The 17,443-nt window shown below is 58.4% G+C and carries 18 protein-coding genes; 17 read left to right on the plus strand and 1 reads right to left on the minus strand.

Features of this window, described 5'->3' with window-relative positions:
- Window positions 1-253 precede the first annotated feature (253 nt).
- Window positions 254-1,564, plus strand: coding sequence for a B12 lower ligand biosynthesis ThiC-like protein BzaB (gene bzaB, locus HM1_RS09350; protein WP_012283131.1), 1,311 nt, complete (start codon window positions 254-256; stop codon window positions 1,562-1,564).
- 86 nt (window positions 1,565-1,650) lie between these two features.
- Here the strand turns inward: bzaB and HM1_RS16385 are convergent, their stop codons facing one another.
- Complete coding sequence (locus tag HM1_RS16385) at window positions 1,651-1,776, minus strand: hypothetical protein (RefSeq protein WP_257720221.1); 126 nt, start codon at window positions 1,774-1,776, stop codon at window positions 1,651-1,653.
- 172 nt (window positions 1,777-1,948) lie between these two features.
- On the opposite strand from HM1_RS16385, the gene HM1_RS09355 reads away from it, so the two are divergent.
- The 16 genes from HM1_RS09355 to HM1_RS09430 all read left to right on the plus strand — a co-directional run bounded on the left by HM1_RS09355 (window position 1,949) and on the right by HM1_RS09430 (window position 17,435).
- Entirely contained in the window at window positions 1,949-2,635 is a 687-nt protein-coding gene (locus HM1_RS09355; RefSeq protein WP_012283132.1) for a zinc metallopeptidase, read from the plus strand.
- A gap of 104 nt (window positions 2,636-2,739) precedes the next feature.
- Window positions 2,740-3,243: an anaerobic ribonucleoside-triphosphate reductase activating protein gene (nrdG, locus tag HM1_RS09360; RefSeq protein WP_012283133.1), complete on the plus strand. Its 504-nt coding sequence runs from the start codon at window positions 2,740-2,742 to the stop codon at window positions 3,241-3,243.
- 30 nt (window positions 3,244-3,273) lie between these two features.
- Window positions 3,274-4,098 carry a peptidoglycan editing factor PgeF gene (pgeF, locus tag HM1_RS09365; RefSeq protein ID WP_012283134.1) on the plus strand — a complete coding sequence of 275 codons (825 nt, stop codon included), beginning with the start codon at window positions 3,274-3,276 and terminating at the stop codon, window positions 4,096-4,098.
- Window positions 4,099-4,107: 9 nt separating this feature from the next.
- Entirely contained in the window at window positions 4,108-4,806 is a 699-nt protein-coding gene (locus HM1_RS09370; RefSeq protein WP_012283135.1) for a response regulator transcription factor, read from the plus strand.
- Window positions 4,807-4,808: 2 nt separating this feature from the next.
- Window positions 4,809-6,242, plus strand: a complete 1,434-nt coding sequence (pnpS, locus tag HM1_RS09375) for a two-component system histidine kinase PnpS (RefSeq protein ID WP_012283136.1) — start codon at window positions 4,809-4,811, stop codon at window positions 6,240-6,242.
- A gap of 185 nt (window positions 6,243-6,427) precedes the next feature.
- Entirely contained in the window at window positions 6,428-6,742 is a 315-nt protein-coding gene (locus HM1_RS09380; RefSeq protein WP_148207120.1) for a hypothetical protein, read from the plus strand.
- On the plus strand, window positions 6,721-9,063 hold the full coding sequence (locus tag HM1_RS09385) for an EAL domain-containing protein (protein WP_012283138.1): 2,343 nt from the start codon (window positions 6,721-6,723) through the stop codon (window positions 9,061-9,063). Before HM1_RS09380 ends, HM1_RS09385 begins: the two co-directional genes overlap by 22 nt.
- Before the next feature lie 102 nt (window positions 9,064-9,165).
- Window positions 9,166-10,068: a phosphate ABC transporter substrate-binding protein gene (locus HM1_RS09390; protein ID WP_012283139.1), complete on the plus strand. Its 903-nt coding sequence runs from the start codon at window positions 9,166-9,168 to the stop codon at window positions 10,066-10,068.
- 105 nt (window positions 10,069-10,173) lie between these two features.
- Window positions 10,174-11,133, plus strand: coding sequence for a phosphate ABC transporter permease subunit PstC (gene pstC / locus HM1_RS09395; protein ID WP_012283140.1), 960 nt, complete (start codon window positions 10,174-10,176; stop codon window positions 11,131-11,133).
- Window positions 11,134-11,979: a phosphate ABC transporter permease PstA gene (gene pstA, locus HM1_RS09400; protein WP_012283141.1), complete on the plus strand. Its 846-nt coding sequence runs from the start codon at window positions 11,134-11,136 to the stop codon at window positions 11,977-11,979. It begins immediately after the preceding gene.
- 9 nt (window positions 11,980-11,988) lie between these two features.
- Entirely contained in the window at window positions 11,989-12,747 is a 759-nt protein-coding gene (gene pstB / locus HM1_RS09405; protein ID WP_012283142.1) for a phosphate ABC transporter ATP-binding protein PstB, read from the plus strand.
- 99 nt (window positions 12,748-12,846) lie between these two features.
- A complete protein-coding gene (gene phoU, locus HM1_RS09410; RefSeq protein ID WP_012283143.1) occupies window positions 12,847-13,506 on the plus strand; it encodes a phosphate signaling complex protein PhoU in 660 nt (219 codons plus the stop codon).
- A 290-nt stretch (window positions 13,507-13,796) separates the two neighbouring features.
- The gene (gene uraA, locus HM1_RS09415) at window positions 13,797-15,089 is read left to right on the plus strand and encodes a uracil permease (RefSeq protein ID WP_041315322.1); all 1,293 of its coding nucleotides are present in this window, start codon (window positions 13,797-13,799) and stop codon (window positions 15,087-15,089) included.
- Between the two features lie 61 nt (window positions 15,090-15,150).
- Complete coding sequence (locus HM1_RS09420) at window positions 15,151-16,140, plus strand: biotin/lipoyl attachment domain-containing protein (RefSeq protein WP_012283145.1); 990 nt, start codon at window positions 15,151-15,153, stop codon at window positions 16,138-16,140.
- A 94-nt stretch (window positions 16,141-16,234) separates the two neighbouring features.
- On the plus strand, window positions 16,235-16,924 hold the full coding sequence (locus HM1_RS09425; protein WP_012283146.1) for a YggS family pyridoxal phosphate-dependent enzyme: 690 nt from the start codon (window positions 16,235-16,237) through the stop codon (window positions 16,922-16,924).
- A gap of 19 nt (window positions 16,925-16,943) precedes the next feature.
- The gene (locus tag HM1_RS09430; RefSeq protein WP_012283147.1) at window positions 16,944-17,435 is read left to right on the plus strand and encodes a cell division protein SepF; all 492 of its coding nucleotides are present in this window, start codon (window positions 16,944-16,946) and stop codon (window positions 17,433-17,435) included.
- Window positions 17,436-17,443: the final 8 nt, after the last annotated feature.

The following is a 17,443-nucleotide window of genomic DNA, read 5'->3' on the forward strand; positions in this document are numbered from 1 at the left end:
GTTTGGGCGGAGCGGCGTGATGAGCGCCGGTTGCGAAGCGGAAAAGCGCGCCATGGACATGCAGAAAAGCCCTAGAGGTTTGGCGCGCCCGCGGAGCAACCCAGCGAACAGCCGCAGAGCCCTTAGCGAGCGGAGCCAATACACCCCGACTTACCGCAAATGCAACGTTCCGTCACGATAAGCCTTTCGCGACGATACCCCCTAACGTCGACGGGATCCAAACCAAGCTGAACATAACGAAGGAGGAACCCCCATGACCAAACTGACCCAAGCCGAATCGGCCCGCAACGGCATCATCACCGCCCAGATGGAATACGTCGCCCGCCGCGAAAAGGTCTCCCCCGAAACGATCCGCCGCGCTATCGCTGAAGGAACCATGGTCATTCTGGCCAACAACAACCGCCCCAACGTGGATCCCGTTGCCATCGGCAAGGGCATCCGCACCAAGGTCAACGCATCGGTCGGCTCCTCACCGGACCTGATGGAGAGCGAAGGCGAACTGGATAAACTACGCGCCGCCGAGAAGGCCGGCGCTGACACGATCATGGACCTCTCCTCGGGCGGCGACATCGACGGTTTCCTGCGCCGCACCCTCGCCAGCACCCGCCTGCCTGTGGGCACCGTGCCCTTGTACCAAGTCGCCAAGGAAGCCATCGAGCGCTACGGCTCCGTCGTGGCTTTGACAGAGGAGGATATCTTCACTGCCATCGAAAAACACGCCGAGGCCGGTGTCGATTTCATGGCCTTGCACTGCGCCCTGAACATGGATGTCATCGAACGCTTGCGCCGCCAGGGGCGGGTGACGGACATCGTCTCCCGGGGAGGCGCCTTCATGACCGGGTGGATGCTTCACCATGGCAAGGAGAACCCGCTCTACGCCCGCTTCGACCGCGTGCTGGAGATCGCTAAAGGCTATGACATCACCCTTTCCATCGGCGACGCCATCCGACCCGGCGCCATCGCCGATTCTCTCGACCGCGCCCAAATCCAGGGACTGATCCTGGTAGGGGAACTGGTCCAGCGGGCGCTGGAGGCCGGCGTCCAGGTGATGGTCGAAGGGCCAGGACATGTGCCGGCCCACCATATCGCGACAACGATCCAGATGCAGAAACAACTCTGCCATCAGGTCCCCTACTTCGTCCTGGGCACAGTGGTGACAGACATCGCCGCCGGCTACGACCATATCTCCTCTGCCATCGGAGCGACAATGGCCACCATGGCTGGCGCCGATTTTATCTGCTATGTCACCCCGGCAGAACACCTGCGTCTGCCGACGGCGGAGGATGTCCACCAGGGCGTCATCGCCGCCCGCATCGCCACCCATGCCGGCGATATCGCCAAGGGAATCCCCGGCGCCGCCGAATGGGATCTGGAGATGTCTCGCGCCCGCAAGGCCCTGGACTGGCGCCGGCAGATCGAACTGTCGATCGATCCGGAACATGCCCGGCAGGTCCGGGCGGCCCGCAACGCCGATGACGCACCGGCCTGTTCCATGTGCGGGGAACTCTGCGCCATGAAGGTGGTCAGTCAGTACCTGGGGAGCGACGCCGTCGAGGGCTGTTAACAAGAACAGGAGAATTCGAGGCAAGCCTGTCGAATAATGGACAGCGTGGAGAAAAACCGCGAAGCCATCCAAAAGGTGGTCGCTGCCTACGGCGAAGCCGGCCAGGCGCTCACGTCCTGGTCACCCACAGCATCGAGGAGGCGGCTTTTTTCGGTCAACGCATCCTCATCCTCGACGGCCCGCCCTTGCGGATCATAGGCCAAGTGAACCAACAGCAGCGCCGGCGCCTCAGATTATCGCCGGCAAAAGGGTTGCAGGCGGCCGAACAGAAAATGGAATAAAATGGATGTCGGATTGACAACGCTTTTTACTTTCGGCTAAAATACTGGATGTACAGCCATCGCTTTGCTCCATGTTCAACGAAGGGAAAGGAAAGGTGAATCCATGTTCTTTACCCCTTATGACATGATCGTGTTGCCCTTCTTTTTCCTGGCTTTGTATGCCCAGTACAAGGTGTCCAGAACCTTCAGCAAGTACGCCGAGGTGCCGACACGAGGCGGCAACACAGGCGCCCAGGTGGCCAGAGCGCTGCTCGACGCCAACGGTCTCTATCATGTGCCGGTCGAGATGGTCCATGGCAAGCTCTCTGACCATTACGACCCCCGGGCTCGTGCCGTTCGGCTGTCTCCCGATGTCTATCACGGTTACTCTGTCGCGTCGCTCGGCGTAGCCGCCCACGAGGTGGGCCACGCCATCCAGCACTCCAGCGGATATGCCCCCTTGGCGCTCCGTCACGCTTTTGTCCCTGTCGCCAATATCGGCTCCATGGCGGCTTTTCCGCTTTTCTTTCTCGGGTTGCTGATGAAGTGGAGCGGATTGATCCTACTTGGAATCATCCTCTTCAGCGCCGCCGTGCTCTTCCAGTTGATCACACTGCCGGTCGAGTTCAACGCCTCGAACCGGGCCATGCAGATGCTCGCCCACTACAATTACGTAGGCCGCGACGAGGTGGGCCAGGTGAAAAAGGTCCTCAGCGCGGCAGCCCTGACCTATGTGGCCTCGGCGCTTGTGTCGGTGGCTGAACTGGTTAAGTATGTGTTAATCTTTTCATCGGCCAACCGAGAAGAGTAGAAAAGACCTGTTTTGTAAGCCCTCCGCCGCCAGCGGGGGGATTTTCACTTTCTGCGCCTTCACCTATAATTGAAACAGGCAATACACCACAGGTGGGAAAGACGATGAAAATACGCCTAGCCGGTATCGTCACAGACAGTTTCGTCGACGGCCCCGGAATCCGCGCCACCATCTTCGCCCAGGGCTGCCCCCACAGGTGTGCCGGGTGCCACAACCCCCATACTCACGACCCACTCGGGGGTGTTGAAATGGAGCTGGAGGCGGTCTTAGCTGAGATCGGCAGAGCCCGTCATATCCAGGGAGTAACCTTTTCCGGCGGAGAGCCCTTTGAACAGGCGCAGGCTTTCGCCGAGCTGGCTCGCCGTTTGAAAACGAAGGATACACACCTGGTCATTTATTCAGGGTACACCTTCGAAACCTTATACGCCCGTAGCCGGAGCGACGGCGCTGTGTTCGACCTCCTTTCCCTGGCTGACTGGCTCGTCGACGGTCCCTACGTCGAGTCACTGCGGGACTTGTCACTGCCTTTTCGGGGGTCGAGGAACCAGCGGATCCTGTTGTGCAAAGAATCGATGGCCGCAGGCCGCGCCTTACAAGCTATGGCATAGCTTGATTTTTTTATACGGAAGGAGATGTCAATGGCCAAGCCTGCCCGCTGGGAATTGATAGATAATGGAACAACAGCCTACTACCGCTTCAATTGGCCCGCCGGTGCCGTTCACGCCTTTTCCAGTCGATTGGGCGGCTTCAGCGACCCGCCTTATCATGGGTTGAACTTGGCTCTCCACGTGGGCGATGACGCCGGGCGGGTCCGGCAAAATCGCCAGGCTTTCTCCCATGCGCTGGGGCTGCCGGCAGTCGACTGGGCATGTGTCAATCAGGTACATGGTGACCGGATCGTCTGGGTCGGTCCGGGGGAGGATATGGACGAGGCCTCTTTTACCGCGGCCGTTCATGCCGATGGTTTGGCCACCGACTTGGCCGACGTTCCCCTCGCTGTCTTCGGCGCCGACTGCGGCTTGTTGCTCTTCTACGACCTGCAGGGGCGGCGCGTCGGCGCCGTCCATGCCGGATGGCGGGGAACGGCAGCCGGTCTGCCACGGAAGATGGTGGAGGCCTTCGTTGCCCGGGGCAGCCGCCCCGGCGATATCCTGGTGGCCCTTGGCCCCCAGATCGGCCCGTGCTGTTACCCTGTCGGGGAGGATGTGGCTGCGGCCTTCAGTCAGCGGTGGCCTTTCGCCGAAGTGGTCCTTGGCCCATGCAGCGCCGAAGGCAAGCGGACTCTCAACCTCGCCTTGGCCCAGCGCCTGCAGTTGGAGATGGCCGGGATCGCCGGCGAACATATCGGCGAATTGGGCTTGTGCACATCTTGTACGGAGGCGCTCTTTTCCTACCGCCGCGACGGCGGGCGGACCGGCCGCCAGGCAGCCGTCATCATGTTGAAAATTGAGGGTCACCGATAAGGAGGACATATGGCGAAGATCCTGGTAGTGGAAGACGATCAACACATTTTGGAACTGGTCCGCTTCAACCTGGAAAAAGAGGGCCACACCGTCCAGGTGGCCGTCGACGGAGAGGCCGCCCTGGCCTGCCTTCAGGAGGAGCTTCCGGACCTGATCATCCTCGATCTGATGTTGCCGCGCCTGGACGGCCTCGAGCTGTGCCGGCGCGTGCGCTCGCGGAATCACTCCGCCCATCTGCCTATTCTCATGCTGACAGCCAAAGGGGAAGAGGTGGACAAGGTGATCGGCCTGGAGATGGGCGCTGACGACTACATGACCAAACCCTTCAGCCCTCGCGAACTGGTTGCTCGCATCAAGGCCTTGTTGCGCCGTGCCACCCGCAGCGATGTCCGCCTCGGCGGTCCTATGCAGGTGGGCGAGTTGACCATCGATGCCGACCGCTATGAGATCCGCGTGGGCGGCGTCAAACAGGACATGACGCCGAAGGAATTCGAACTGCTGCGTTGGCTCGCCTCCCATCCGGGCAAGGTCTTCACCCGCGAATTTCTCTTAGAGAAAATCTGGGGATACGACTTTTTCGGCGACAGCCGGACGGTAGATGTCCATATCCGCCACCTGCGGCAAAAGGTCGAAAAGGATCCGGGAAACCCTCGTTACATTGAGACGGTTCGCGGTGTCGGTTACAAGTTTCGCGATCCGGAGGCCTGATCATGGTCAACAACCGAGAGGCGGAACATCGTCCATCAGGTCTGGCGGGTCTGCTGGCGCTGCGGTACAGCTTGCAGTGGCGGATCACCGCCGCCTTTGTCGTCCTTGTGTTGTTGCCGATCAGCTGGCTCTATTTTTTTACGCTCGATGTGATGGAGACCCATCCGGGCCTGCTCGCCACCCTCTTTTTCTTCTTCGCCTTTTCCACAGGCGTTGTTTTTTACTGGTCGGGGCAGCTTGCGAAGACGCTGGAGGAATACACCCGCGTCGTCCATCGGCTGGAAGCAGGCCATGGCGCCTGCCACTACCTGATGGACCAGCCCGATGAGTTGGGTCGGCTGGCCAGGGCGATCCATCAGACCGTCGAGACCGTTCGGACTAAGATTCACCAACTGAGCCAAGACAAGACCAAGTTTGAGACGATCCTGGAATCGATGATCGAAGGGGTCGTCGGCTTCGATCACATGGGCCGCATCCTGCTGATGAACAGCGCCGCCGAGCAGATGCTGCGCGTCCAGTCGGAGCGCGTCCGGGGCAAGCTCCTCCTCGAGGCTTTTCGCCATCGCGAACTGGAGGGCTTGTTGACACAGGCGTTAAACACAGGGAAAGCGCAGAAAAAGCAGATGCAGCTCTGGCCGAACAAGCCGCAGACCTTCCGGGTGCAGGTCGTTCCCGTCTGGACCGATCAACGGCGGCTCCTCGGCGCGGCCATGGTCATCGACGATGTGACCGAGGTGCGCCGGCTGGAACAGATGCGCACCGAGTTTGTCGCCAATGTCTCCCATGAGTTGCGGACGCCCCTCACATCGATCAAGGGCTTTGTGGAGACGCTGTTGGACGGCGCCCTCGATGACACTAAGGTGGCGAGGCGGTTCCTCTCCATCATCAACGAGGAGACCCAGCGACTGCAGCGCCTGATCGAAGACCTGTTGCAACTGTCGCGGATCGAGAGCCAGTTGGGACGGGTCGTCGAGGGTCAGTCTTACCTCGAACCGGAGATCCAGCGGGTGCGCAACCTCCTGGAGCCTATCGCTGCCGACAAGCGGATCGCGCTGCAGGTCGATGTGGAAACCAACCTGCCCCTGCTGCCGCTTTCACCGGACAACCTGAAGCAGGTGCTCGTCAACCTGACGGAGAACGCGATTAAGTACACCCCCGAAGGCGGGCAGGTGAGTGTCCGGGCCACCCGTGGGTGCGATAGCGTCATCCTGGAGGTGCAGGACACGGGCATCGGCATCCCAGAGGAGAGCCTCCCGCGGATCTTCGAGCGCTTCTATCGCGTTGACAAGGCTCGTTCGCGCGAGTTGGGCGGCACCGGACTGGGGCTGGCTATCGTCAAGCACATCATTGAGCGGAGCGGCGGGAGGGTGACGGTTCAATCAAAGGTTGGCGTCGGATCGACCTTCACCGTTACCTTTCCTGTGGCAGAAGAATAAGGGGACCAATCGCAATATATAAATTAACAATAAAATAACACGTCCTTTATCTGTTGATAAAACATAGGTCTTACCCTTCCGTATAGGGGGGTAAGATTTCTTTTTTAACGCCGTCTAAAAATGAGCAGAGGATATTGTTTCTCAGGCTGCTTTGTGAAACACCGTGAAGGGGAGAAACGAAGGCTATGACAATGGAGCGCATGGGCGTAGAAAAAGCACTCTCGGTGACCCGCTCCATCGCTGCGTTGCCGATCGGCCGCTTTGCCGAACCAGTTCAGATGATGGAGGCCATCGACAGTACGGGAGAACATGCGGAGAGTTTTTACGACTTATCTGGAGAGATTTCAGCCAGTTCAGCCCACCTGTTGATAGTGATTCAGTTTTTCGCCCAAGAGGCAAAAGCGACAGCCGGTCTGGAGGCAGGCGCTGATGACAGCGCCCTTGTGCTCCGTCACGAATCGAGCAGGAGGCAGACCGGATGGGACCGTTCGATATGCTAGAGGGTTGGTTGAAAAGCCTCGGTCAGCCCTTTTCCCAGGAGGTTAGCTTTTACCCCTCCACCGTCTCCAGTGCTGAGGTGCTCAAGCAGATTGAGCGCGGTTTAGAAAATGAAAATGGCGTCGGTCTCGTCTTTCTTGATATCGTCGGGTTCACCGCCATCGAGCGGAGTTATGGCTTTTCCGTCTGTAAACAGGTGCTGTCCACCCTGAGCCAGGCGATCATGGAGGCAAAGCCCATCCTCGGTGCGGGGCGAGGCCTGTTCGTACATAACCTCAACGGCGATGACTTCGCCGTTTACTATTCCCTGCCGCCGGGCGATATCGACACGGTGCTGGACTTTTTGGAACGTCTGGCGGAAGACCTGCGCAGCCAGTCGCTGGCTGTGGTCAACGAGACCTTGAGCGGTCTTTTGCGGGAACCACTCGACCTGCACCTGGGTTGGGCGATCCTGCGACCAACCTCCGGGTTGAGCCTGGAAAGCCTCGTCTACAATGCCCTTAAGGAAGCGACGGCGATCGCCAAGGGGCACAGCGACGCCAAATGGTCTCGCCGCATCTGGGAATTGAAGGAAGCTATGGCGGAGGATCGGTTCCATGTGGTCTATCAGCCCCTGCTCAGCCTGGAGAAGGGTGAGATCATCGGCTATGAAGCCCTCTGCCGCGGTCCTGTCGACAGTTATTTCGCTTCCCCCAGCGTCCTCTTTCCCTTGGCCGAAAAGGCTGACCTGCTGTACCCTCTGGAGCGGCAGATCCGGGAAAAAGCCATCGCCGAGTGCGGCGAGCTGCTGCGCGATCAGCTTCTCTTCCTCAACATCAGCCCGTCGGTCGTGAAGGATCCCGAATTCGCTCAGGGCAACACGCGCCGCCTGATCGCCGAGCATGGCTTGCGGCCTCACAACATCGTCTTCGAGATCACGGAACGGACGGCCATCGACGACTTCGGTAGCTTCCGGAAGACCCTTAAACATTACCGAGAACAGGGATTTCGGGTGGCTGTCGATGACGCCGGCGCCGGATATTCGAGCCTGCAAGCCATCGCCGAACTGCAGCCCGACTTCATCAAGATCGATATGTCCCTCGTCCGGGATATCGACACATCGTCGATCAAGCAGGCCCTCATGGAAACCTTTGTCACCTTCGGGCGCAAGATCGGTGCGAAGATCGTGGCTGAGGGCATCGAGACGGAAAAAGAGCTGCGCTTTTTGTCCCAGATCGGTGTAGACATCGGGCAGGGCTTTTTTATCGGCCGGCCCCTGCCCAAAAGAGAGGGCCCCAGCGCCGAGGCCATCGCTGTCCTGGCAGACAAAAAGAACCGCCTCCGGGCGGAACCGCTGCATGCCGTCACTGTCGGCAGCCTGGTGGAGGAGTGCCATGGCCTGCAAAAGGATCAGTTGACCCGTGAGGCGATGAGACACTTTCAGCGCCACGCCGACTGCAACAGCTTGGTCATTCTCGATGGCGAAATGCCGGTGGGGTTGGTCATGCGGGACAAGATGTATAGCCACCTGGCCAACCAGTACGGTGTTGCCCTCTATGCCGACCGGCCTGTGTCCCTGGTCATGGACCACGACCCGTTGATCGTCGACAGCGCCACCCGGTTGGAAAAGGTGTCCCAGATGGCCACGTCACGTCAGCTGCAGCGCCTCTATGACCACATCATCGTTACGGATAAAAACCGTTGCACCGGTGTCGTCTCAGTTCGGACGCTGCTGGATCACATGACCCGGATCCAGATGGAGTATGCCCTGGCGGCCAATCCCTTGACTGGATTGCCGGGGAACCCGCGCATTGAACAGGACATCCTGCGGCGCTTCGAATGGAATCAGGCTTTTACGGTCATCTACATCGATCTGGACAATTTTAAGGCCTTCAATGACCGCTACGGTTTTGAGCGCGGCGACCAGGCGATCAAGCTGCTGGCCGGCATCGCCGGCGACGTCGTCCGTGCCAAGGGTCGCACCGATGATCTGCTGGCCCACATCGGTGGCGACGATTTCATCATCCTGACGGGAAACCCCTACGAAGCCATCTGTGAAGGGATCATCGCCGCCTTTGACCGGGAGATCGTTGAGCTTTATTCGGCAGAGGATAGAGAGCGCCGCTGCATCTGCTCGAAAGACCGACAAGGCAACACCTGCTTTTTCCCGATCATGTCGGTCTCCCTGGCTGTCGTGGAGTGCTGGCCGGGACGCTTTGACCACCCCATGGAACTGGGCGAGGTGGCCGCCGAGGTGAAAAAAGAGGCCAAGCGGCAGAGCGGCAGTGTCTACATTATTGATGAGAAAAGCCGAAGGCAAAAAGATTCGTTAACAGAATCTTAAACGTCGCGTAATTCTTGTCTAACATTCAACATGTATAGTTGCATATGGAAATGCGGACATGCTCCGGCATGACGCCAAAAATCGAGGAGGTATTACCACTTCATGAACTCGCTGAAGAAGTTCTCCAAGGTTGTGGCCCTGGCCGCTGTCGTCGGTCTGCTGGGCACTGTGGCCGTCGGTTGCGGCGGCAATGCGCCGAAACAGGATGCTGCCAAGCCTGCCGCAGAATCCGGCGTGAAAGGCTCCATCCAGGTGAAAGGTTCCGACACGATAGTCAACCTGAGCCAAGCCATGGCAGAAGAATTCATGAAGAAAAACAAAGACGCCAGCATCGCTGTCACCGGTGGCGGATCGGGCACCGGCATCAAAGCACTTGTGAACGGCACGGCTGATCTGGCCAACTCCTCCCGGGATATGAAAGCGGAAGAGAAAAATGAGATCAAAGAAAAGACCCAGAAAGATGTCAAAGAGTTCGTCATCGCCAACGACGGCATCGGTTTCATCGTCAACAAGGACAACCCTGTCAAGGAACTGACCATGGAACAACTGGCCGACATCTACACCGGCAAGGTGAGCAACTGGAAAGAGCTCGGCGGCAATGACGAGAAGATCGTCGTCTACGCTCGCGAAACCTCTTCCGGCACCCATGTCTTCGTCAAAGAACATGTCATGAAGAACAAGGAATATCGCAGCGATGCCCTGCTGCAAAGCTCCAGCGCCGCTATCGTCAAGGAAGTGGAAGGCAACAAAGGCGCCATCGGTTATGTCGGTCTCGGTTATCTGAAAGACTCCGTCAAAACCATCGCTGTCAAGAAAGACGCCGGCTCTGCCGCTGTGCTGCCCTCTGAAGCCTCTGTCAAAGATAAATCCTACCCTGTCTCCCGTCCGCTCTTCGTCTACTCGGCTGGTGAGCCCCAAGGTGTCGCCAAGGCCTTCGTCGACTTCATGCTGAGCAGTGAAGGCCAGGCCATCGTCAAGAAGATGGACTTTGTGCCGGTCAAGTAAGAGACAAAACAATCCAGAGCCGGAATAATCTAAAAAGTAGAATGGGCAGAGTGTATGAGTGCTCTGCCCATTTTCCTGCGATGAAGGACCAAGGGGGATGGTGCCATGAGTCCAAACGGCGAAAATACAGCCATCACAACTGAATTCGTAGTGCGCAAAGAATCGTTAAGCAAAGGCGCTTCAAAAAAACGAAGAATTTGGGACGTCGCCGAAAAAATGACCGAGGGTCTCCTCTTTCTCAGCGCCTTTATCGGCGTCGTCACGATCATCCTCATCTTCTTGTTTCTTTTTAAGGAAGCGATTCCTTTGATGACCGATCCGGCTGCGGGCACGCTGCTTTCTAAGAAATGGTACCCTATCTCCAGTCCGCCTGTTTTCGGCCTGCTGCCGCTGATCGCCGGTTCCATCATCGTCACCTTCGGCGCCATTGTCATCAGCGTGCCTTTAGGTGTCGGCGCCGCTATCTACCTGGCCATGGTGGCCAGTCCTGTTGTGCGGGAAACGCTGAAGCCAGCCATTGAGGTCCTCGCCGGCATCCCGTCGGTCGTGGTCGGTTTTTTCGGCCTCGCCGTCCTGGCGCCCTTGATCAAAGACTTATTTAACCTGCCGACCGGCCTGACGGCGTTGACAGGCGCCATCACCTTGGCGCTGATGGCCTTGCCGACGATCACCTCCATCTCGGAAGACGCCATCTCCTCGGTGCCTCGGCGCTATATGGAAGCGTCCCTCAGCCTGGGCGCCACCCGTTGGCAGGCGATCAAGACGGTCATTGTGCCGGCGGCCCTTTCCGGCATCACGGCGGCGATCATGCTGGGCATTGGCCGCGCCATCGGCGAGACGATGACAGTGTTGATGGTTACCGGCAACGCCGGCGTCATTCCAGACACTTTCCTCGTCCCTGTCCGGACCATGACGGCCACCATTGCCGCCGAGATGGGTGAAGTAGCCCGGGGCAGCGACCATTACTATGCCCTGTTCCTCGTCGGCGCCGTACTCTTTTTGATGACCTTTTTGATCAACCTCGTGGCCGACATCGTCAGCCGTCGCATGAAGGAGGTGGAGTAAGTGTCTCCGAAGGTTGCTGAAAAAGTCGCCTTCCATATCCTGCGGGCAATGGCGGCCTTGATCGTGCTGGTCCTCGTCGTCGTGCTCTGGGACCTCTTTTCGAAGGGCTTTCCGGCGCTGACCTGGGAGTTTATCACGGAGAACCCGCGCAAGGGGATGACGGAAGGTGGTATTTTTCCTGCCATTGTGGGTACCTTCTACCTCGTCCTGGCCACGATCCTCTTTGCTTTGCCCGTCGGCGTGATGACAGCTGTCTACCTCGTCGAGTATGCCCGTGAATCCTGGGCGACGCGCATCATCCGTCTTGCTGTCGTCAACCTGGCTGGTGTTCCTTCCGTCGTCTTCGGTCTCTTTGGACTCGGTTTCTTCGTCCTCTTTCTAGACTTCGGCGTCTCCATCCTCTCCGGTTCGCTGACGTTGGCCTTGATGATCCTACCGGTCATCATCACCACTACGGAAGAAGCGTTGCGGGCCGTTCCCAACGGCTACCGGGAGGCCAGCCTCGCCCTTGGCGCGACGAAACTGCAGACGATCCTGCTCATCGTTCTGCCGAACGCCATGCCGGGGATTTTGACGGGCTCCATCCTGGGCGTCGCCCGGGCGGCTGGTGAAACGGCGCCCATCCTGCTGACGGCGGCTGCCTTTTTCTTGCCGCGCCTGCCAAGTAGTGTTTTCGATCAGGTGATGGCCTTGCCCTATCACCTGTATGTCATCGCGACTCAGGTGCCCAACGCCGACCCGAAGATTCCCTACGGAACGGCGACGGTCTTGATGATCCTCGTCCTTGGCCTGAATCTGGTGGCCATTCTGTTGCGCTCGTACTTCCGTCGCATGCGCAGAGTGTAGGAGGAAAACATGGCGAAGACAAAAATTTCCGCAGAAAACGTAAATCTTTACTACGGAGACTTTCAAGCCTTGAGAAACATTACCGTCGCCATCGGCGAGGGAGACGTGACCGCCCTGATCGGTCCCTCAGGCTGCGGCAAGTCGACCTTCTTGCGCTGTCTCAACCGGATGAACGACATCATCCCCAGCTGCCGCGTGGAAGGCAAGCTGATGTTCGAAGACACCGACATCTACCACCCGGACACGGATGTGGTGGCCTTGCGCAAGCGGGTCGGCATGGTCTTCCAGGCGCCCAATCCCTTCCCCAAGACGGTCTATGAGAACGTAGCCTATGCGCCGAAGCTGCATGGCCTCAAAGACAAGCGCAAGCTTGATGAGATCGTGGAGACGACGTTGCGCCAGGCGGCGCTGTGGGATGAGGTGAAGGACCGCCTGCACAAACCGGCCCTCGGCCTGTCCGGCGGCCAGCAACAGCGCCTCTGCATCGCCCGCGCCCTGGCCATCCAGCCAGAAGTTCTTTTGATGGATGAGCCCACCTCTGCCCTCGACCCGATCTCGACCTTGAAGATCGAAGAATTGATCCGAGAACTGAAACAGCACTACACCATCGTCATCGTCACCCACAACATGCAGCAGGCAGCGCGCATCTCCGACAAGACGGCCTTCTTCCTTGTAGGCGATCTCGTCGAATTCGATGATACAGAGGTCATCTTCACCAATCCGAAAGACCAGCGCACCGAAGACTACATCACGGGACGCTTCGGCTAAGGCTGTACGCTTCGCTCCGCGGCCTCAGGGGAAACCTAACCTTTCGATCAGCCTTGCTTCTGATTGAACACCCAAGGATAAGGAAAGGGCGGATGGCTCATGACGACGCGTTCGGAATTTGACGTGTCTTTGAAAAATTTACAACAGGATCTGCTTCGCATGGGCGCCCTGGTAGAGGAACAGATCGAAAAGGGGATCGAGGCGCTGGTCCGGCAGGACGTGGCCTTGGCCGATGCAGTCGTCGCCAACGATGACGAGATCGATCGCATGCAGCTGACTATTGAGGACCGCTGCATGAAGCTGATCGCCATGCAACAGCCGATGGCCAAGGATCTGCGCCGGATCAGCGCCGCTTGGCGGATCACCATTGACTTGGAGCGGATGAGCGACAACATCGTCGACATTGCCAAAGCCGTACGTAGGTTGGCCCAGGAGGATTATTTCAAACCCCTGGTCGTCATCCAGAAGATGGCGCAGATCTGCCAGTGCATGGTCAAAGACGGCCTGGACGCCTACGTCTATGAAGACGAGGAACTGGCTATCCGCATGAGCGAACTGGATCATCAGGTCGACGCGCTGTATAAGGAGGTTCTGCAGGAACTTCTGGCGATCATGATCAAGGATCCGCAAAAGATCACTCAGTCGACGCATCTGCTTTTCGTGGCCCGCTACCTGGAGCGGTTCGGCGATCACGCAACCAATATCGCAGAAACCATCGTCTACCTTGTCTCGGGGAAGCGGAAGGATCTGAATGAGTAGCGACGAAACGTTTCGTCTTTGAACATCCGATTCGGAGAAATCAAGAGGGTGGACCCATATGAAAACAAACAGGGGCTCCCAGCAGTTGACTGGGAGCTTGTTTGTTTTCCCCTCATGGACGGGAGCAGACAAGGACAGGCTAAAAATGCGATAATGTCCCGAAGAGACCTCTCGAAGGGTTTGAAAAAGATGTGCCTTTTGCTATCATGGGACAAGAGGGCAGAAGCGAGCGGTTTTCATTGGAACTCCGACGCTTATGCATGGAAGACGCAAAACGAGGAGAGACGCGCATCATGAAACGAGAGATCCAAGTCGATGAACGACTGCCGCTGTTGCAAACGATTCCGCTCAGCATCCAACACCTCTTCGCCATGTTTGGCGCAACCGTCTTTGTCCCCATCATGTTTGATGTCAATCCCGCCACCGTTCTCCTCTTTAACGGTATCGGCACCTTGCTCTACCTGTGGCTCTGTCGGGGCAAGATTCCAGCCTATCTGGGTTCCAGTTTCGCCTTCATCTCGCCGGTCTTCATGGTCCTTCCCAAATACGGCTATGAAGCCGCTTTGGGCGGTTTTATCGTCGTCGGCCTGATCTTCATTATCGTTGCCTTGATCATCAAGGTGACCGGCACCGGTTGGCTCAATGTGATCTTCCCGCCGGCGGCCATGGGCGCCATCGTCGCTGTCATCGGTTTAGAATTGGCCCCGGTAGCTGCCGGGATGGCGGGACTCGTTCCCGATCCGACGGGTGCGACGCCCCTCAACGTCAAGGCGATCACCCTTTCCCTCTTCACCCTGGCGGTAACCCTGATCGGCTCCGTCGTCTTCCGCGGCTTCCTGGCCATCATCCCCATCCTCTTCGGCGTGCTCGCCGGCTACGCATTGGCCGGTTTTATGGGTATGGTCGATTGGACGAAGGTGGTGGAGGCATCCTGGGTGGCCGTACCGAAATTATACTCGCCGCGCTTTGACTTAGGCGCCATCGCCATCATCGCCCCGGCGGCGCTGGTCGTCATCGCCGAGCATGTGGGCCACCTGATTGTGACCGGCAATATCGTCGGCAAAGACCTCTCCCGCGACCCCGGTCTGGACCGCTCTCTCCTTGGCAACGGTTTGTCGACGATGCTCTCCGGCTTTTTCGGCTCGACGCCGAATACGACCTATGGGGAAAACATCGGCGTGATGGCCATCACCAAGGTCTACTCCACCTGGGTGCTCGGCGTTGCGGCCCTCATCGCCATCGGCCTCTCCTTTGTAGGCAAGCTCTCTGCGGCCATCCAGGCCATCCCCGCACCGGTCATGGGCGGCGTCTCCCTGTTGCTCTTCGGCGTCATCGCCGCCTCAGGGGTGCGCATGCTCGTCGAGTCGAAGGTCGATTACTCTAAGGCGACGAACCTGATCTTGACCTCTGTCGTCTTGCTCATCGGCGTCAGCGGCGCTCAGATTCAGTGGGGCGCCATCGCTTTGAAGGGCATGGCATTAGCGACGGTGGTGGCGATTTTCTTGAGCCTGCTCTTTCGGCTTTTTGAAGTTACCGGGCTCTCCAACGAAGCGTCGGCGGAAAAGCGGCGGGAGTCTCACTAAAAGTTACCCGGTTTCCCAAATTCGCTCTTTTCAATCTTGTTAGGTGCTGGGGGGAAAAGGCATGTCCCGGCTGACGATGGTTCCGGTGGGAAAAGAGGCTTTGCGGCAGCGGAGACGGCAGGCTCTCCTGCGCCTGGCGGCGCTTATGTTGTTGCTGGCCGTCGCAGCGGCCGGTCTCTGGTGGATGAAAGACAGGATCACCGGCTATCTCGTCAAGGTCACTGTAGAACTGCAGGCGGCCAAGATGGGACAACTGGCGGAGACGCGTGAACTGCCCGGATGGGTGATCCGCGACGAGCGAATAGTCCATGCGTCGATGGCGGGTCACGTGCAACGGCTGGTGAAGGATGGCGATCGCGTCCGTGTCGGCGCGCCTGTCGTTCGGCTGAAGGGCTTAAGCCCGGTCGGGGAAGAGATGGGCAGCTATCAAGACCTGCCCTCGCCGAGAGCCGGCTTGATCGTCTACCGGCTCGACGGTCTGGAAGAGGTGCTCAATCCCCGGGTGCTTGACGAATTGAGCACAGAACAGCTGAACACCCTGGCGGAGAGACCGCAGGAGATTCCACCTGATGGACTGGCCCAGGCGGGGCAGGGGCTGTTCAAGGTGATCGACAATGTGGAGAAAGCCTACTTCCTGACTCATTACGACGTGAAAGACCTGGGCGAACCGTTGGTGCCGTCGCGGCGGTTGACGCTCGCCCTCAACGCGGCAGGGCCGAATTTTTACGGCAAAGTCCTGCAGGTCCGCGGGACCGACGATGTATGGGCTGTCATCCAGTTGGTCAACCCGCCGGCAGAGGTGTTCAAAAGGCGCCAGTTGCCCTTGCAGATCGTGGACAAGATCCATAAGGGCATCCTCCTGTCCAAGGACACGCTGATTGAGCGAAACGGCGAAAAAGGGGTTTGGCTGGCGGTGAAAAACCGGGCCGAATGGCGACCGATACAGGTAAAAGCGACCATCGGCGACCAGGTGATCATCGATGGGGTTGCCGAAGGGGAATTGGTTGTCCAAAACCCGGCTCTTCTTCGGGAAGGGCAGGAAATTAAATAAAAAACTTGGCAATAGGTAAGAATTCAAGGTAAGAGTAGCAGGATTTCCCTGTCGAACGGCGAAATACGAAGCGTGGTGAAGGGATTGAGCGATCATGGGCCATTTGCAGGAAAATTTGGGCCGTGTGCGCCAACGAATCCGTGATGCCGCCATGCGCGCCGGTCGCGAACCGGAAGCGATCCGGTTGCTGGCGGTGACCAAGACGGTGCCGGTGGAGCAGATCCAAGAGGTTGTTGACGCCGGTGTCGACCTGCTGGGGGAGAACCGTGTGCAGGAACTATTGGCGAAGCATCGCCAGGTGCGTGGTTCGGTCCGCTGGCATATGATCGGCACGCTGCAGACGAATAAAGTAAAGTACATCTACGACAAGGTGGACTTGATCCATTCACTGGACAGGCTGTCCCTGGCCCAGGCGATCAACCGCTATGCCGCTCGGTTAGGTCGTCCCATCGATTGCCTGGTAGAGGTCAACGTGGCGGGGGAGAAGAGCAAACACGGCGTCGACAGGCGCGATTTGATCTCCTTTATCCGCGACGTGACGGCCTTCGAGGGCATACATATCCGTGGATTGATGACGATGGCGCCTTACGTGGACGATCCGGAGGAGACGCGCCCCTTTTTTCGCGATCTCTATCACCTATCCCGCGAAGTGGATGAATTAGGGCTACAAAGGGTAGAGATGAGGCATCTTTCCATGGGCATGTCCAACGATTTTGAAGTTGCAGTCGAAGAAGGAGCGACCATCGTCCGGATTGGCTCCAGCCTGTTCGGCGGTCGTTCGTGAGAGAGGAGGATGGATTTCGATGGCCAAATTGGTAGAGAAGTTTTACAGCATCATGGGGCTTGGCGATGAGATCGAGGAGATGAATGATGCGTCGGTGGCGCCCCACTCTGGTGAGGAACGGGAATCGGCCTTTTCCCGGCGGAGCGCCGAACGGGCTGAGCGGACCGAACGGCCGACGGCGCCTGTTGTCAGTCTGGTGACAGAGCGGCAAAAGAAGGAGTTGAAGGTTGTGGTTTGCGAACCGAAGACCTTTGATGAGGCGAGAGCCATTGCCGACCACCTGAAAAACCGGCGGCAGGTGATCCTCAATCTCGAAAAGGCCGATCGGGAGATGGCCCAGCGGGTCATTGACTTCATCAGCGGCACCACTTATGCGTTGAATGGATCCATGCAGAAGGTGGGCGCCAACATCTTCGTCTTCGCGCCGAGCAACGTGGATATCTCCGGCGAGGTGACCGGCGACGACCTGTCTTCTGTCCGTTCCCCCTTGGCATGGGCCAATAAAGGCTAGGAGGTCCG

Source organism: Heliomicrobium modesticaldum Ice1 (genome assembly GCF_000019165.1).
GTDB classification, from domain to species: Bacteria; Bacillota; Desulfitobacteriia; order Heliobacteriales; family Heliobacteriaceae; genus Heliomicrobium; species Heliomicrobium modesticaldum.

Excerpts from the sequence above, each read along its gene's own strand:
- HM1_RS09430 (WP_012283147.1), top strand. The coding sequence starts at position 16,944 with ATGGCCAAATTGGTAGAGAAGTTTTACAGCATCATGGGGCTTGGCGAT.
- HM1_RS09390 (WP_012283139.1), top strand. The coding sequence starts at position 9,166 with ATGAACTCGCTGAAGAAGTTCTCCAAGGTTGTGGCCCTGGCCGCTGTC.
- bzaB (WP_012283131.1), top strand. The coding sequence starts at position 254 with ATGACCAAACTGACCCAAGCCGAATCGGCCCGCAACGGCATCATCACC.
- HM1_RS09425 (WP_012283146.1), top strand. The coding sequence starts at position 16,235 with ATGGGCCATTTGCAGGAAAATTTGGGCCGTGTGCGCCAACGAATCCGT.
- phoU (WP_012283143.1), top strand. The coding sequence starts at position 12,847 with ATGACGACGCGTTCGGAATTTGACGTGTCTTTGAAAAATTTACAACAG.
- pgeF (WP_012283134.1), top strand. The coding sequence starts at position 3,274 with ATGGCCAAGCCTGCCCGCTGGGAATTGATAGATAATGGAACAACAGCC.
- pnpS (WP_012283136.1), top strand. The coding sequence starts at position 4,809 with ATGGTCAACAACCGAGAGGCGGAACATCGTCCATCAGGTCTGGCGGGT.
- HM1_RS09420 (WP_012283145.1), top strand. The coding sequence starts at position 15,151 with ATGTCCCGGCTGACGATGGTTCCGGTGGGAAAAGAGGCTTTGCGGCAG.
- pstB (WP_012283142.1), top strand. The coding sequence starts at position 11,989 with ATGGCGAAGACAAAAATTTCCGCAGAAAACGTAAATCTTTACTACGGA.
- HM1_RS09385 (WP_012283138.1), top strand. The coding sequence starts at position 6,721 with ATGGGACCGTTCGATATGCTAGAGGGTTGGTTGAAAAGCCTCGGTCAG.
- pstC (WP_012283140.1), top strand. The coding sequence starts at position 10,174 with ATGAGTCCAAACGGCGAAAATACAGCCATCACAACTGAATTCGTAGTG.
- HM1_RS09355 (WP_012283132.1), top strand. The coding sequence starts at position 1,949 with ATGTTCTTTACCCCTTATGACATGATCGTGTTGCCCTTCTTTTTCCTG.
- nrdG (WP_012283133.1), top strand. The coding sequence starts at position 2,740 with ATGAAAATACGCCTAGCCGGTATCGTCACAGACAGTTTCGTCGACGGC.
- HM1_RS09370 (WP_012283135.1), top strand. The coding sequence starts at position 4,108 with ATGGCGAAGATCCTGGTAGTGGAAGACGATCAACACATTTTGGAACTG.
- HM1_RS09380 (WP_148207120.1), top strand. The coding sequence starts at position 6,428 with ATGACAATGGAGCGCATGGGCGTAGAAAAAGCACTCTCGGTGACCCGC.